Here is a 15,307-nt window from a genome sequence, read left to right as displayed (position 1 = left end):
AGGAGATCCCCGTGACCATTCCCGGCAAGCGCCTTCGCCTCGGCGAGATCCTGATCAAGGCCGGCGTCCTCACCGAGGACCAGCTCGCCCAGGGCCTCTCGAAGCAGCAGCAGACCCGGGAGCCGCTGGGCGAGATCCTGATCGCCCTCGGCCACGTCACCGACGCCCAGATCAAGCACGCGCTCGAGCTCCAGTACGGGGTCAAGAGCTTCTCCATGAAGCAGAAGCCCCCGCAGGAGCTCGTGCGCCTGCTTCCCGAGGCCATGATCCGGCAGCACCAGATCCTGCCGGTCGGCATCTCCCAGATGACCGTGGCCATGGTCGACCCCAACAACATCCTGGCGCTGGACGACCTTCGCCTGCGCTTCAAGGGCGTCTCCATCCAGCCGGTGGTCATCACCGACGCGGACTTCCGCGAGATCCTGAAGGTCGTCCCGCGCGAGGCGGCCCCGGCCCCCGAGGCGGAGGCGCGCCCCGAGGAGGACCGGCAGGATCCCCCAGCGTCCGGCGAGGACCAGACCGCCGCCCAGTACGCCCAGAGCCTGCTTGCGACCGCCCTGCGGCGCAAGGCCACCGAGATCGTCCTGGAGCCCCAGGAGCACGAGACCTGGGTGCGCCTGCGGATCGACGGGAGCCTGGTGCGCGAGCCCTCGATCGCCCCGCGCCTTGGCTCGGCCGTCATCGGCCGCCTGAAGGTGATGGCCAACCTCGCCCCCACCTCGGGCAGCCTCGCGCAGACCGGCACGGTCAAGACGCGCCACGAAGGGCGCTCCATCCACCTCACCCTGCGCGCGCTGACGGTCAAGCACGGCCAGATGCTCACCCTGCGCCTGTTCGACCAGAGCACGCTGGAGCAGACGACCCTCGACTCGATCATCCACCACCCCGGAACCCGCGAGGTGCTGCGCCGCCTGTTGCGCCTCAAGAGCGGGCTCGTGCTGATCAACGGCCCCAAGCATTCCGGCAAGGACACCCTGCTCTACGCCCTGCTCAAGGAAGCGCTCAAGGACAACCGCAGCGTGATCAGCTTCGGCACCATGCCCTTCGAGCTGGAGGGGATCGCCCAGGCGCCGCTGGACGCGCACCGGCCCGAAATCTCCCTGAGCCAGGTCTTCGAGCAGTCGCCCGACCTTCTGGCCGTGCCCACCTTGACCGAGCCCGAGCTCGCGCGCGGCCTGGTCCACGGGGCGCTCGCGGGGGCCGCGGCCATCGTCGGGATCCCGACCGCCCAGCGCTTCCTGCACCAGCTTCTGGACCTCTCGGAGCTCGCGCCGAGGCCGGTGGCGAACGCCGTGGCCGGGGTGATCGTCATTCGCCTGGTGAGAAAGCTGTGCCCGGCCTGCAAGGTGCCCTACAAGCCCGATGACCAGACGTTCACCTTCTTCAAGGCGATCAACGAGACGGGGATGCTCTACCGATCGGTCGGTTGCCCGGACTGCCACGAGACGGGCTTCGCGGGCCAGGTGGGCATCTTCGGGGCCCTGCCCTTCGACGCCCAGCTGCGCCACATGGTCGCAAGCAACGCCCCCCAGCCCCAGATCGATCAGTACGCCAAGCAGCGTGGGCACATGGCGCTGTACGACTACGCCACCTGGGTCGCCGCCCAGGGCCTGACCACCCTCGAAGAGCTGGCGAAGACCGACCTCTTCGAGCGGGTCTTGGAGGCGAACGGTTGAGCCTCTCTCGCCCGTTCTGAGCTATAATGGGGGAAACAAACCCTCCAAAACCCTCGCGAGGAACGAACCCATGGCAAAACTGAACCGTGCCTTCATCGTCGTCCTTGACGGCATGGGCGTGGGCGAGCTGCCCGACGCCCACCTCTTCGGCGATCAAGGGGCCAATACCTTCGCCAACTGCGCCGAGGCCGTCGGCGGTCTGAGCCTGCCCAACCTCCAGAAGCTGGGCCTCGGCAACATCATCCCCATCAAGGGGGTCGCCCCCGCCGACAAGCCCCTGGCGAGCTTCGGCAAGATGGCCGAGAAGTCCCCCGGCAAGGACACCACCACGGGCCACTGGGAGATGGCGGGGGTCGTCCTGGATCACGCCTTCCCGGTCTTCCCCAAGTTCTCGGACGCGATCATGGCGGAGTTCACGCGCCGCACGGGCCGCGGCTACCTGGGCAACATGCCCGCCTCGGGCACCGAGATCCTCAAGGACCTCGGCGCCGAGCACGTGGCGACCGGCAAGTGGATCGTCTACACCAGCGGCGACAGCGTCTTCCAGATCGCCGCCCACCAGGACGTGGTGCCCCTCGACGAGCTGTACAGCGCCTGCAAGATCGCCCGCGAGATCCTCGATCCCCACCACGTGGGCCGCGTCATCGCCCGCCCGTTCTACGGCGAGCAGGGCGCCTACGAGCGCAACCAGGGCGGCCGCCACGACTACTCGGTGCCGCCTCCTGCCAAGACCCTGCTCGACTACGCCGAGGCGGCCGGCCGCGAGGTGATCGGCATCGGCAAGATCTCGGACATCTTCGCCGCCCATGGGGTCACCAAGAGCCTGCCCACCGCCTCCAACGCCGAGGGCCTCGAGACCACCATCCGAATGGCCCACGAGGCCCCGGACGGTAGCCTGGTCTTCAACAACCTGGTCGACACCGACGCCAAGTACGGCCACCGCAACAACCCCCAGGGGATGGCCGAGTGCCTCGCCGAGTTCGACGCCGAGCTGGGCAAGCTCGTCGAGGCCCTGAAGCCCGGCGATCTGCTCATCATCTCGGCGGACCACGGCAACGAGGCCACCGACGTCTCGACCGACCACACCCGCGAATACGTGCCGCTGCTCGCCTACATGCCCGGCGTCCCGGGCGTGGACCTGGGCACTCGCACCGGCTTCGGCGACATCGCCCAGACCATCGCCCAGGGCTGGAGCCTCACGGTTCAGCTCGAAGGCGAGAGCTTCTGGCACCGGCTGAGCCCCAATCCCGTCATCGCATAAGATCATTACAGCAGAGGAGTTCAACACCCCATGCCCGACATCAACGACCTCAAGGATAGCGCCGACAAGCTGGCCAAGCAGGCCCGCGAGACCGCCGAGCTCGGCGTCCAGGTCGCCCGCGATCAGATCCACACCCTGATCAAGGACCCCGAGATGGTCCGCCGCATGGAGGAGGCCGAGAGCGCCTTCGACAAGCAGATGCAGGAGGTCCAGCGCCGCATCGAGGACGGTGCCAACCAGATGCTCTCGATCTTCAACAGCTTCGTCTCCCAGGCCGGCGACAAGACCGAGGCCCCCAAGGCCGAGGCCGAGAAGACCGACGACAGCGCGAAGTAAGCCTTCGCTCCTCGACGAAAAGCCCGCCCTGAAAGGCGGGCTTTTCTCCTGCATGGCGATACGCGGTCAGGCCGGCAGGCGTGCGTGGGCGATCGCCGCGCGGGCCGTCTCGGCGATCGCCTCGGCCGCCATCTTGAAGACGCCCGGCTGAGCGCGCTTTCGGTACAGCCACGACGCCACGATCTGCACCTCGTCCAGCTCGCTGCGATCGATGCGCGTGCTCGGCGCGGGCTGCTGGAGGTACGCAGCCTTCAGGAAGGCCCTCACGCGAGCGACGGCGCCGCGCGCGCGCAGGGCATCGGCGTCCAGGCGAAGCTCCCCCACCCAGCGCGCCCGGCGGATGGCCAGGAAGAGGGCCGAGCCGGACGCGACCCCGGGCAGGGCGACCAGGGCGTCCAGCTCGTCCATGGTCCCGATCCGGCGCTGGTGAACGACCAGACGCCTCAAGGCATGGATGCGATCGCGCAGGCGCGCGGCGCGCTCGTAGGCGAACGCCTCGCTCGCGCGCTGCATCTCTTGCTCGAGCCCCTCGATCACCCCGCCGGTCTCGCCCATCACGAAGTCCACCGCCGAGCGCACCCGCTCGGCGTAAAGGGCGTCCACCCGGCCGGTGCAGGGCCCGAGGCAGCGCCCGATGTCGAACTCCAGGCAGGAATGCGCCGGCAGGGTCGCGCACGAGCGCAGGCCGAAGGCCGGCTGCAGCGCCTCGACCACCGCCGCCAGGTGGCTGGCGCTCAGGAAGGGGCCGAAGTAGCGGGCGCCGTCCTCGACCAGGGTGCGGGTCACGATCAGGCGAGGGTAGGCTTCGGCCGTGAGCTTGAGGAAGGGGTAGTGCTCGTAACGGCGGCCGCGCACGTTGTAGCGGGGCTGGTGGTGCTTGATCAGGCGCGACTCGAGCAGGAGGGCCTCAAGCTCGGAGCCGGTGGGGTGGGCCTCGATGCGCCGGGCCTCGTGCTTGAGGCGCGCCGTGCGGGGCGTGTGCCCGCCGCTCGCGTGGAAGTAGGAGCGGACGCGATCGTGCAGGTTGACCGACTTGCCCAGGTACAGCAGCTCGCCGTCCTCGGCGTAGAACTGGTAAACGCCGGGACAGCGAGGGAGGGTTGACAGCGCATCGGGGCCCACGCTGATCCCGCGCGGGCCCCGCTCGATCATCCGACGATGGCCTTGGCCCGTTGCCACAGGGCCTCCATCTGGTCGAGCTCGAGCTCGGCGAACTTGCCCTCGGCCAGGTCCTCCATCTTCTGGAAGCGGCGCTTGAAGCGGGCGTTGGCCTGGCGAAGGGCCTCCTCGGGGTCGACCTTGAGCTGGCGCGAGAGGTTGACCACGGCCGTCAGCACGTCGCCCAGCTCGTGGGTCAGGGCCGCTTCGCCGTGCTGCTCCTCCATGGCCTCCTTGAGCTCTGCGAGCTCCTCCTCGACCTTGTCGAGGACCTTGTAGGGGTCGGCCCAGTCGAAGCGCACGCGTGAGGCCTTGGCCTGGAGCTTCTCCGAGACGACCAGGGCCGGAAGGGCCGTGCCGACGCCCGCAAGCGCCGACTCGCTCAGGCCCGGCTTGGCCTTCTCCTCGGCCTTGATGTCGGCCCAGTTCCTGATCACCTCGTCGCTGCTCGAGACGCTCACCTCGCCGAAGACGTGGGGGTGACGCCGCACCAGCTTGTCCGAGATGGCCTCGCAGACGTCCTGGACGTCGAAGGCGTCCTGCTCGGCGAAGATCTGGGCCTGGAGCACCACCTGCAAGAGCAGATCGCCCAGCTCCTCCTCGATGGCGCCCTCGTCGCCCGAGTCGATGGCCTCGACCGTCTCGTAGGCTTCCTCGAGCACGAACTTGCGCAGGGACTCGGGGGTCTGCTCGCGGTCCCAGGGGCAGCCGTCGGGCGCGCGCAGGCGCGAAATGATCGAAACCAGGCGCGAGAAGCCGCGCTTGGGGCCGGGGCCCAGGTAGAGGCTCGAGAGGTAATCGATCCAGGGAAGGCGATCGATCTCGTACAGCGGAACGGTCTCGAGGCGCTCCAGCCCCTCGACGCCGGCCGCCCGGATCACCGTGACGGGGTGGTCGTCGGGCCAGAACCGCATCAGGTGCAGCTTGACCTCGCTGGCGACCTGGGGCGAGTACAGCTGCATGACGAGGGTGTGCCAGTCGGGATGCAGCTCGCGGCCCTCGAGGGCGAGGCCGTCCACCACCTGCATGCCGGAATTGGGGTCGAGCCCGACCTTCGCGTAGATGGCGTCGAGGGCGCTGAGGCCCGCCACCACCTCGACCTTGACCTCGTCCTGCTTCAAAAGCGCGGTCACGGCGTCCTCGGCCACCAGGGGGTGGCCGGGGACGGCGTAGACCACGTCCTCGGTGCGGGCCACCTCGACGAGGCGCGCGACGATGCGGCCGTAGACCTCCTGGAACGAGGCGCCCTGCTGGTAGTAGGGATCGAACGACTCCCACTTGAGGCCCCACTTGCGCATGGAGGGGGTCGTGGGGTGGATCTCGGTGCGCAGGAAGAGGCGCTTGGCGCTATCCAGCGCCTCCTTGGCTGCGAGGGTGAGCTGGCCGGGGTCCCCCGGCCCGAGGCCTACGACGGTGATGGAACCCATGGGTGGCTATTTCTTCTCCGGCATGAAGGGGGCGGCAGAGTTGGAAGCTTGCTTGGGCTGGTACTCGGGGCGGATCTCGATCTTGGCGTCCTTCTTGAGGGTCTCCACGAACTGCTGGAAGCGCTCGCCCTGCTGCTGGGCCTGGAGCTGCTCGCGGATGCCCTTCGAGACCTCGGCGAGCGACTCGGTGCGCGCCGGGCGATACGCGGTGCGCTTGATGATGTGGTAGCCGAACTGGGTCTTGAAGGGCTCCGAGACCTGGCCGTCCTTCATGGCAAAGGAGGTCTTCTCGAACTCGGGCACCATGCGCCCCTTGCCGAAGAACCCGAGGCTGCCGCCCTGGGCCTTGCTGCCGGGGTCGTCCGAGTTCTCGCCCGCGAGCTTGGCGAAGTCGCCGCCCGCCTTGATCTTGGCCTGGATCGCCTTGATCTTGGCGAGGGCCCGGGCCTCTTCCTTGGGCTTGTCCTTGGCCGTCTCGTCGATCTTGATCAGGATGTGGCTCGCCTCGACCTCCTCGCCGTGGGCGAACTGGGCCTTGTTCTTGGCGTAGTAGTCCGAGATCTGGGCGTCGGTGACGCTGATGTCCTTGCCCACGTCCTTCTGGAGCTTCTCGATGGCCACGGCCTTGTGGAGCTGCGACTTGAGGTCGGCAGGCGTCAGGCCGTAGTCCTTGATGGCCTTCTCGAAGGCCGCGTTGTCGGGGAACTGCTTCTTGACGTCGGCGAGCTTGGCCTCGACCTCGGCCTCGGTGGCCTGCAGGCCGCGCTTCTCGGTCTCCAGGAGCAGGAGCTCACGCTCGGTGAGCTGCTGCAGCAGTTGCTGCTGCATGCCGGCGAGCATCTCCTTGCCCTGGGTCGTGTTGAAGTCCACCCCGAAGCGAAGGCCGTATTGCTTCTTCTGCTGCTCGAGGGCCTGGTTGTAGTCCTTGAGGGAGACCTTGTGACCGTTGACGGTCGCGACGTAGCCGTCCTTGTTGAAGGTGAGGGCCGTGCAGCTCGCGGTGACGCCCCCGATCAGCAGGGCCAGGGCCAGGCCGTAGGCGGCCTTCGTCGAGTTCTTCAAAGGGAATCTCCTCTCGTAGGTGGAAGGTCCCGTCATTCTACCGGAAATCCTTCGGCAGCGTCAGCCCCGCCCCCGTGAGCACCGTCACGCGCCGGGCGTGACGAGCAGGGAAGCAATCAAATGTAAATACGTTATAATTCGTCCAGCATCGTCGCCATGTACGAACCCGTTCTACAAAAGGAGCCTTCCATGCCCAGTTCCCGTCTCGTCACGCGCCTCCTCCTTGCCACTGTGGCAGGCACCCTCATGCTCGGCTGCACCGAGCCCCCGACCAAGGGCGGCCAGACCACCCAGAACGGCCAGCAAGCGGCCCAGACGCCTTCGGCCAAGCTCGTCATGGCCGAGGTCAAGGACTCGCTCAAGGGCCTCTCGAGCCTCCAGCAAGCAGCCGGCGCGAAGCCTTCGGGGCCCTCCTCCTATCGCGTCGCGTCGAGCGAGTGGGTCGAGGCAACGAGCGACAAGGACGGGTACAGCAAGCAGACCCGGCAACTGAGCACCGACACCGAGGAGGTGGCCTCGGTCCTGTACACGAAGCTGGACGGGGCGGCCTTCGTCATGGAGCTGACCGACACGGTGACCAAGAGCGCCACGCGCAAGCCCGGCACCTACGCCTGCGTCATCACCATGACCAGCGCCGAGAGCGGGACCGCCTTCGCCCAGAGCACGACCTTCACCCCTGCCGGGGGCGGCACCGCCGTCAAGCTCGATCTGTCGTCGACCATCAACGGGCCGAACATGACCATCACGGCCAAGGGGGATCTTCCGGACGGCAGCAAGGTCGACCTTTCCTTCGTCAGCAAGACCTCCCCTGCAATCGAGCTTGGGGTGAAGGGCGACCTCACCTCTGCGACCGGCAAGACCATCAGCCTGGACTTCCTCATGGATGCCCAGGCCAAGGGCAGTCTGAAGCTCAAGGCGGCCACGAACTACAACCTGGTCTTCACCATGGATCAAGCGGCCAATCCGCCGGTCGTCGGGAAGCTGAACGACGACGCGGGCACCGAGCTCGGCAAGTTCGCCTTCACCCACGACACCACCAGCGAGCACCAGCCCCTGAAGGCGACCATCACCTACAACGACAGCAGCAAGGCCGCCGAGGACTTCGACTTCACCGTCTTCGACGACATCTCGACGGCCCTCGCGGGTCTCAGCACCAGCATCACCAACTCCATGTCCTGGATGTAAGGCAATTCCGCAAAGCGGGCCCCCTCGAACGAGGGGGCCCGCTTCCTTGTTCTCGATTCTCAGACCCGGCTGAGCCTGAGCCGGCACCGCTCCTGGTAAGCGCGCGCCGCACCGTCCTCGGGGACTTCCTCGACGCAGTGGGCGAAGAGGGCCTGCGCCTCGTCGAAGCGACCCTCCTGGTACAGGGCCACGGCGCGCTCGAAGCGATCGCGCAGCCGCAGCTTGCCCTGGCGAAGGGGCAGGGAATCCCCGTCGATGACCTCGTACACCATGACCGGCTCGGACTTGCCCTTGACCTTGACCCGGTCCAGAAAGCGCACCGCGATGCGCTCGGGGTGCTCGAGGTGGCGCAGGGTCTCGTCGGTGATGAGCAGGGAGGCGGCGTACTCCTTGGTGAGGCCCTCGACCCGCGAGGCGAGGTTCACCGCGTCGCTGATGACGGTGCCCTCCATGCGATCGCGCTCGCCGATGGTGCCGAGCATCAGCTCGCCGGTGTTGATCCCGATCCCGATCGCGATGGGGGCGTAGCCCGCCTTGCGACGCCCCTCGTTGTAGCCCTCGAGCTTGCGAAGCATGGCCACCCCGGCCGCGATCGCCCCGTCGGGAGAGCGGTCGAACAGCGCCATGATCGCGTCTCCGATGTACTTGTCGATGAAGCCGTCGTGCTCGCGGATGATGGGGCCCATCTGGCCGAGGTAGGAGTTGATGAAGTTGAAGTTCTCCTGCGGGGTCATCTGCTCGGAGAGGGTGGTGAAGGATCGGATGTCCGAGAAGAGGACCGTCATGCGCCTCTGGATCTGGTCCCCCAGGCGCACGTCCACGATGCTGTCCTTGTTCAGCAGCCTCATGAGCTGGTTGGGGACGAAGCGCGTGGTCGCCGCGAGCAACTCGTCCTTGAGGCGGTCGAGGACCAGAAGGCGCTCCGAGAGCTCCTCGACGGTGGCGAAGGCCCGCGCGAAGCGGTTGGCCAGCAGGAAGGACTGGGTGAAGATGAAGGCCAACAAGCCGAAGTGGACCATGTAGCGCGACTGGATCGCCTCGATGGAGAGCAGGATGTCGTTGAGGGCGGTGGCGAACAGGATCAAGAAGGCGACCAGGGCCGCGATCGCCCCCTCTCGCCTGCGAAAGGCCGCGCGCACGATCGCCGCCACGACGAAAACGGCCGCCGCCACCGTGAAGTAGTCGAAGGGGTGAAGGGTCCGCTCGTAGACGCCGAAGGGCGCCAGGACGACCACCGCGCTCGCCAGAAGCGAGACGCCGAGCACGACGTGCGCCGCCCACCGAGGCACCTCGCGGGGGAAGAGGGCGCGCAGAAAGCGCACGAAGGCGGGCAGCGCCAGGTAGTAGGTCAGGTACTCCACCCGGTTCACCACGCGCCAGCTCAGCTCGGGGACAAGCGTCAGGATGTAGTACTCGTTGGTGAACAGCACCCGCACCGCGATGATCGAGCAGAACAGGCCGAAGAAGAAGGTCGAAGGGTCCTTGCGGCGCGAGACGTACAGGCCCAGGTGATAGAGGCCCATCAGGAGGATGCTGCCGAACATGAAGAGGTCCATGGCCAGCTGCCGCTCGCGGGATCCCTGGATCTGGCGCTCGGTGCCCAGCAGGAAGGCATCGAGGGTCGCCCCTCGCTCGCGATCGACGTCGAGGACCTGCAGGATGAGGCGCTCGGGGGCCTTGTCGAGCCTGAAGAAGGCGGAGTTCCGCTCGTTGGGGTAATCCCTGAGGGGAGCCCGGCGACGCTCGTAGAGCAGCTCGTCCCCCACGAAGATCCGCACGTCGGCGAGCAGGTTGATCCGCTTGAGGCCGTAGAGGGCGGGGGCTGGAACCCCCGCGAGCTCCAGGACGTAGGTCCCGAAAGGCCGCGCGGGGTCTCGTCCCAGTCCGCCTGAAGGCTGGTTGAGCGGCGCGGGGATCCGGATCCACTCCGCTCCTGCGGGCGCCCTGCCGCCGTTGAAGGCCTCGGGGCCTATCATCCGGCCGGGATAGTAGCGCCACTCGCCCGAGAGCGCGACGGGCGGCGCGTCGCCCAGGCGCCATGCGCCGAGGTCCATGATCCCCCGGACGGCCTCGGGGGGCCTGGCCACCGGCGCCGAGGGGCGCAGCGCGATCAGGAGTAGAACGAACAGCAGCAAGGCGCTTGCCACCATGCGGCCCCAGGCGGAACGCCAGGTATTGAAGGAGATGTGCATCGATCGTTTCAGAACCAACCCGCCGAGAATGTTTGCTTGCTTTTCCTTCATACCCCGAATAACGCCGCGTCGTGCGGGCATAAGAGAGCAATGAAACGCTTGAACGCTAAAATGACAGCCCCCCTCCTTGCGATCGCCCTCTGCGCCGGGCTGTGGGCCGCCGTTCCGGCTCGCGCCGAGGCGGCGCCGAGCGCCGCCTCCATCGACGGGGTGCGGGTCGAGGGCAACCACGAGACCCGCGCCGACACCATCCTGCGCGAGATCACGCAGAGGGCGGGCGAGCCTCTGGACGCCCTGCGCCTCGAGGCGGACCTCGCCAGGCTCTACAAGCTCAACTTCTTCGATCGGGTGGACTACGCGCTAGAGAGCAGCCAGGACCCGGCGCGCGCGACGCTGGTGGTCTCGGTCAAGGAGAAGCAGACCTGGATGCTCTTCCCGGCCGTGACCTACACCAGCCTGGACGGGCTGCTGTTGAGCCTCAACTACCGCAAGGACAACCTGCTCGGCACGGGCCAGTCGCTGGGCGCCAACATCAACCTGGCGCGCAACTACTACTACTACCTCAACTACGCCAACCCCTGGTTCGGTTCGGGCAAGACGACCCTCGACTCGACCCTGTTCGCTCAGCGCGTGTGGAACAACCTGGCCGTCGGCGCGAACGTCGCCATGCCAGGCCTTATCGTGGAGCGGCAGGGCTTCAACGCCACCGTCGGGCGCCCGGTGTTCGGCGACCCGATCGCAAGCCAGTGGCAGGGCGCGCTGGTCGTCAAGGCCGAGCGCACCGCCCTCCAGGACTTCAACCAGGCGCCCCTCGGCGGCAGCGCGCTTTTCGCCTCGGGCGGCAACGCGGACGTGCAGGCGATCGCAGGCGCCAAGCTCACCTTCGACTCGCGCGACCTCAACCTCAACCCGACCAGCGGCTGGTTCAACGCCTTGAGCGCCGAGCAGTTCGTGCCGGGGCTGGGGGCGTCGAACCTGACCCGGCTCAAGCTTGACCTGAGCCGCTACTTGCCCCTGGGTGGCGGGCACACCCTGGCGCTCGGCACCCGCGTGGGCCACGTCTTCTCGCCGACGGGCGAGGCGGTGCCCGTCTACGAGCGCTTCTTCCCGGTGGTCGAGAACGCGGTGCGCGGCTGGCCGGAGAACCCGTCGCCCGAGGAGCTCGCGCGCTTCACGCTCGGCAGCTCGTCGGGCGACTCCTACGCGCTGGCGAGCGCGGAGTACCGCTTCCCGATCGCCTGGCTCCTCTCCGGGGCGCTGTTCGCGGACTCGGGCCTCTTCTGGGACCAGGCCAAGGACAACTTCTCGTGGGATCGCACCCGCTCGGGCTACGGGGCGGGGCTGCGGGTCAACATGCCGGCGCTCGGCGCCCTGCGCATCGACTACGGCATGAAGGAGTGGGACCCCGCGGGCGGGGTCCTGCAACTCGCGGTCGGGCACAAGTTCTAGGGACTAGGCCTCGAGCAGGACCTTCTCGGCGTCGGAAGCGATCGCCGTCAGCAGCTTCTCGACCGCCGAGATCTGGTCCTCGGCCGTCAGCCCCTCGCGGCCGCACGTCAGCTCGCTCTCGCCCCAGTGCCAGCGCGCAAGCCCCGGCTTGCCGAGGGTGAGATCCGCCCAGGCCGAGCGCGAGAGGCCGAGCTGCACCCGGATGGTCTTGGCGTCCGAGCGCACCGCGGCCACCCCCAGCTCGCTCGCCGTGAGCCTGAGGCCCACCACCCGCACCAGGTTCCGGACCGGCTGAGGCGGGGCGCCGAAGCGATCGCGCCACTCGCTGCCGAGCAGCTCCAGCTCGCGCGCGCTCGCCACCCCCGCGAGGCGCTTGTACTGGTCCATCTTCTGGCCCGGCTCGAGGAACCAGTCATCGGGCAGGTAGGCCGCCACGCTCAGGTCGATGACCGCCTGCTGGTGATCCGAAACCACCTCCTGGCCCTGGAGCTCGGCGACCGCCTCTTCGAGCAGCTGCATGTACAGGTCGTAGCCGACGGTGATCATCTGGCCGTGCTGCTCGCCGCCCAGGATGTTGCCCACCCCGCGGATCTCCATGTCGCGCAGGGCGATCTGGTAGCCGGAGCCGAGGGCGGTGAACTGCTGGAGCGCGTCGAGGCGCTCGCGGCCCTCGGGGGTGAGCTCCTTGCCCGCCCGGTAGAAGCAGTAGCAGTAGGCCTTGACGTCCGAGCGGCCGACGCGTCCGCGGATCTGGTAGAGCTGCGCGAGCCCCAGCCGGTCCGCGTCGTCGATGATCATGGTGTTGGCGTTGGGGATGTCGAGGCCCGACTCGATGATGGTCGTCGAGACCAGGACGTCGTACTCGTGGTTCAGGAACGAGAGCATCACGTCCTCGAGGGCGTTCTCGTTCATCTGGCCGTGGCCGACCACGACCCGCGCCTGGGGGACGAGCTCCTGGATCTCGGCGGCGACCCGGTAGATGGAGTCGACCCGGTTGTGGAGCACGAAGACCTGCCCTCCGCGCTCCAGCTCGTGCAGGATCGCGGTGCGGACCGTCTCGGGGTCGTAGGGGCCCACCGTGGTCTTGACCGGCTGGCGGTTCATGGGCGGGGTGGTGATGAGGCTCATGTCGCGCGCGCCCGACAGGGCCAGGTACAGGGTGCGGGGGATGGGCGTCGCGCTCATGGTGAGCACGTCGACGGTGGCCTTGAGGTGCTTGAGGCGCTCCTTGTGGGCGACGCCGAAGCGGTGCTCCTCGTCCACGATGAGCAGGCCCAGGTCCTTGAAGGCCACGTCCTTGCTCAGCATGCGGTGCGTGCCGACCACCACGTCCACCGTGCCCGTCTCCAGGCCGCGGGTGGTCTCCTTCTGCTCCTTGGCCGACTTGAAGCGGCTCAAGAGGCTCACCTTGATCGGGTAGGGGGCGAAGCGCTCGCGCAGGGTCTGGTAGTGCTGGTGCGCAAGGAGGGTGGTCGGCGCGAGCAGGGCCACCTGCTTGCCCGACATGGCCGCCTTGAAGATGGCCCGCAGGGCCACCTCGGTCTTGCCGAAGCCCACGTCGCCGCAGACCAGGCGGTCCATGGGGCGGCCGCGCTCCATGTCGGCCTTGGTCTCGGCGATCGCCCGCAGCTGGTCGGGGGTCTCGGAGTAGGGGAAGCCCCCCTCCATCTCGGCCTGCCAGACGCTGTCCTCGGGGTAGGCGTAGCCCGGCTGGGCGGCGCGGTGCGCGTAGAGCTTGAGCAGGTCCTCGGCGAGCGCCGCCACACCTTTCTTGACGCGCTTCTTGACGTTCTCCCAGTCGGCGCCGCCCATCTTGTTGACCTTGGGCTTGCCTTCGTGGGTCCCGCGGTAGCGGTGCAGGAGGCCGAACTGCTCGACCGGCACGTAGAGGCGATCGTCGCCGTGGTACTGGATGAGCAGGTACTCGCGCTCCTGGTTGTTCATCTCCAGGCGCTTGAGCCCCAGGTACTGGCCGATGCCGTGCTTGGCATGCACCACGTAGTCGCCCGCGCGCAGCTCGCTGAGGCTCGCGATCGCAGCCCCCGCGTGCGGGGCCCGCTTGGGGGCACGGGCCCCGGGGCGCTTCTGCCAGCCGAACAGCTCGGCGTCCGAGAGGACCATGAGGTTGCTCTGGGGCCAGACGAAGCCCGCGTTCAGGCTCTCGCGGACGATCCAGACGCCGCCGAAATCGAAGCTCGGCAGAGGCAGGCGCCCGCCGTAGTTCGCCGAGAAGCCCCGCTCCTCGAGGATGGCGTAGACGCGCTGGGGCTGGGTGGAGGCGACGACCACCTTCTGGCCTGCGCTCGCGGCCTCCTTGAGGGCTTCGGTCAGCTTGTCGAACTGGTTGCCGAAGCCCAGGGGGGCATGGGTGCCGAGGTGCACGGCCGCCCCGTCCTCTGCGGGCGAGAGGTCCAGCTGAGCGTAGGGCTTGAGGGCGGCTTCGAGGGCATCCCAGCCCAGGTGCAGCGGGGTGGGCAGGGGCACCAGATCACCCGCCTGGTAACCTTCGTCGTAGCGCTTCTGGATCTTGGTCACCCAGGCGGCGTAGGCCGAGACCAAGGCCTTTCGGTCGAGCCACAGGACCGGCGATCCGCCCGGCAGGTAGTCGATCAGCGAGCCGAGGCCGCCGAAGAAGGGGGCGTAGTACTCGCAGCCCTCGAAGTACTGGAAGGTCCTGAGCTGCTCCAGGGCCGACTGGACCTTCTTGGTCAGCTTGGCGGCTTCTGGCAGGCGCTTGCCGCCCATCAGCTGGTGCACCCGCTTCTCGGCGAAGCCGCTCAGAAGCTGCTCGGCGGTGCCCCAGCCCTCGGTGGGCAGGATCAGCTCGCGGGTCGGCCACAGCGACAGCACCTCGCGCGGCTCGGTGGAGCGCTGGCTTGAAAGCTCGTACTCCTGGATCCGGTCGATCTCGTCGCCGAAGAACTCGAGCCGGCAAGGGGCGTCGGCCTGCGGGGCGAACACGTCCAGGATCCCGCCGCGGCGCGAGAACTCGCCCTTGTCGGTGACGGTGGTGGCGGGCCGGTAGCCCAGCTTGATGAGCTGCTCGGTGAGCTGGTGGGGCGAGAGGAGGTCGCCGGGCTTCAGGGAGACGGTCGCCGCGCGCCAGGCCTCGGGCGAGGGCAGGCGCATGGCGAGCGCCCGGGGGGTGGTGATCACCTTGTGCGGCCCAGGCTCGCAGAGCTTGGCGAGCACCGCCTGGCGCGCGTGCAGCAGCTCCTCTTCGGGCGAGACGCCCTCGTAGGGGGTCACCTCGACCGCGGGGAAGTAGAGGGCCTCGACGCCGTAGGCGACCAGATCCGCCTGGAGGCGCTTGGCCACGTCCGCGCTCGGCGCGACGAGCAGCCAGCTCTCGGCCGCAAGGGCCGAGGCGACGAGCGCCGCCGACGCGGGGGTGACGCCGCCCACCTTGAGGGTGCGCCCCCCTACCAGGTCCTTGCGGATCGTCTCGAAGGCGGGAAAGGCGGTCGCGAAGGCGGTCAGTTCGGTGAGATTGCTCATTCAGGCTCCGGGCAAAGCGAGACAAAACAGGGCCTTCAGTTTATCACAGGGGCCGTTCGGCAG

General features: G+C 68.1%; 10 protein-coding genes. 5 read left to right on the top strand and 5 right to left on the bottom strand.

Annotated elements, in window-relative coordinates; all coding sequences use genetic code 11:
• Positions 1-11: 11 nt before the first annotated feature.
• From V6D00_05560 to V6D00_05550, 3 genes are all read left to right on the top strand, one after another.
• Positions 12-1,676, top strand: coding sequence for an ATPase, T2SS/T4P/T4SS family (locus tag V6D00_05560; GenBank protein HEY9898629.1), 1,665 nt, complete (start codon positions 12-14; stop codon positions 1,674-1,676).
• 70 nt (positions 1,677-1,746) lie between these two features.
• Positions 1,747-2,937 (top strand): phosphopentomutase, encoded by a 1,191-nt coding sequence (locus tag V6D00_05555; GenBank protein HEY9898628.1) that lies wholly within the window; start codon positions 1,747-1,749, stop codon positions 2,935-2,937.
• A gap of 30 nt (positions 2,938-2,967) precedes the next feature.
• On the top strand, positions 2,968-3,273 hold the full coding sequence (locus tag V6D00_05550; GenBank protein HEY9898627.1) for a hypothetical protein: 306 nt from the start codon (positions 2,968-2,970) through the stop codon (positions 3,271-3,273).
• A 66-nt stretch (positions 3,274-3,339) separates the two neighbouring features.
• On the opposite strand, the gene V6D00_05545 is transcribed toward V6D00_05550, so the two are convergent.
• The 3 genes from V6D00_05545 to V6D00_05535 are packed head-to-tail and all read right to left on the bottom strand — an operon-like array spanning position 3,340 to position 6,920.
• Positions 3,340-4,452 carry a UvrB/UvrC motif-containing protein gene (locus tag V6D00_05545; GenBank protein ID HEY9898626.1) on the bottom strand — a complete coding sequence of 371 codons (1,113 nt, stop codon included), beginning with the start codon at positions 4,450-4,452 and terminating at the stop codon, positions 3,340-3,342.
• Positions 4,422-5,858, bottom strand: coding sequence for a nucleoside triphosphate pyrophosphohydrolase (mazG, locus tag V6D00_05540; protein HEY9898625.1), 1,437 nt, complete (start codon positions 5,856-5,858; stop codon positions 4,422-4,424). The genes V6D00_05545 and mazG overlap by 31 nt, the downstream gene beginning before the upstream one ends.
• Before the next feature lie 6 nt (positions 5,859-5,864).
• Positions 5,865-6,920: a peptidylprolyl isomerase gene (locus V6D00_05535; GenBank protein ID HEY9898624.1), complete on the bottom strand. Its 1,056-nt coding sequence runs from the start codon at positions 6,918-6,920 to the stop codon at positions 5,865-5,867.
• A gap of 189 nt (positions 6,921-7,109) precedes the next feature.
• On the opposite strand from V6D00_05535, the gene V6D00_05530 reads away from it, so the two are divergent.
• Positions 7,110-8,105 (top strand): hypothetical protein, encoded by a 996-nt coding sequence (locus V6D00_05530; protein ID HEY9898623.1) that lies wholly within the window; start codon positions 7,110-7,112, stop codon positions 8,103-8,105.
• A gap of 59 nt (positions 8,106-8,164) precedes the next feature.
• Here the strand turns inward: V6D00_05530 and V6D00_05525 are convergent, their stop codons facing one another.
• Complete coding sequence (locus V6D00_05525; protein HEY9898622.1) at positions 8,165-10,297, bottom strand: 7TM diverse intracellular signaling domain-containing protein; 2,133 nt, start codon at positions 10,295-10,297, stop codon at positions 8,165-8,167.
• A 111-nt stretch (positions 10,298-10,408) separates the two neighbouring features.
• Here V6D00_05525 and V6D00_05520 point away from each other — a divergent pair, with 111 nt between their 5' ends.
• Positions 10,409-11,746, top strand: coding sequence for a BamA/TamA family outer membrane protein (locus V6D00_05520; GenBank protein ID HEY9898621.1), 1,338 nt, complete (start codon positions 10,409-10,411; stop codon positions 11,744-11,746).
• A gap of 3 nt (positions 11,747-11,749) precedes the next feature.
• Here the strand turns inward: V6D00_05520 and mfd are convergent, their stop codons facing one another.
• On the bottom strand, positions 11,750-15,244 hold the full coding sequence (gene mfd, locus V6D00_05515) for a transcription-repair coupling factor (GenBank protein HEY9898620.1): 3,495 nt from the start codon (positions 15,242-15,244) through the stop codon (positions 11,750-11,752).
• Between the last annotated feature and the right edge of the window lie 63 nt (positions 15,245-15,307).

This window comes from Pantanalinema sp. (assembly GCA_036704125.1).
GTDB lineage: Bacteria > Cyanobacteriota > Sericytochromatia > S15B-MN24 > UBA4093 > JAGIBK01.
The sequence above is the reverse complement of the archived record's forward strand: the minus strand, read 5'-3'. Positions and strand labels throughout refer to the sequence as shown.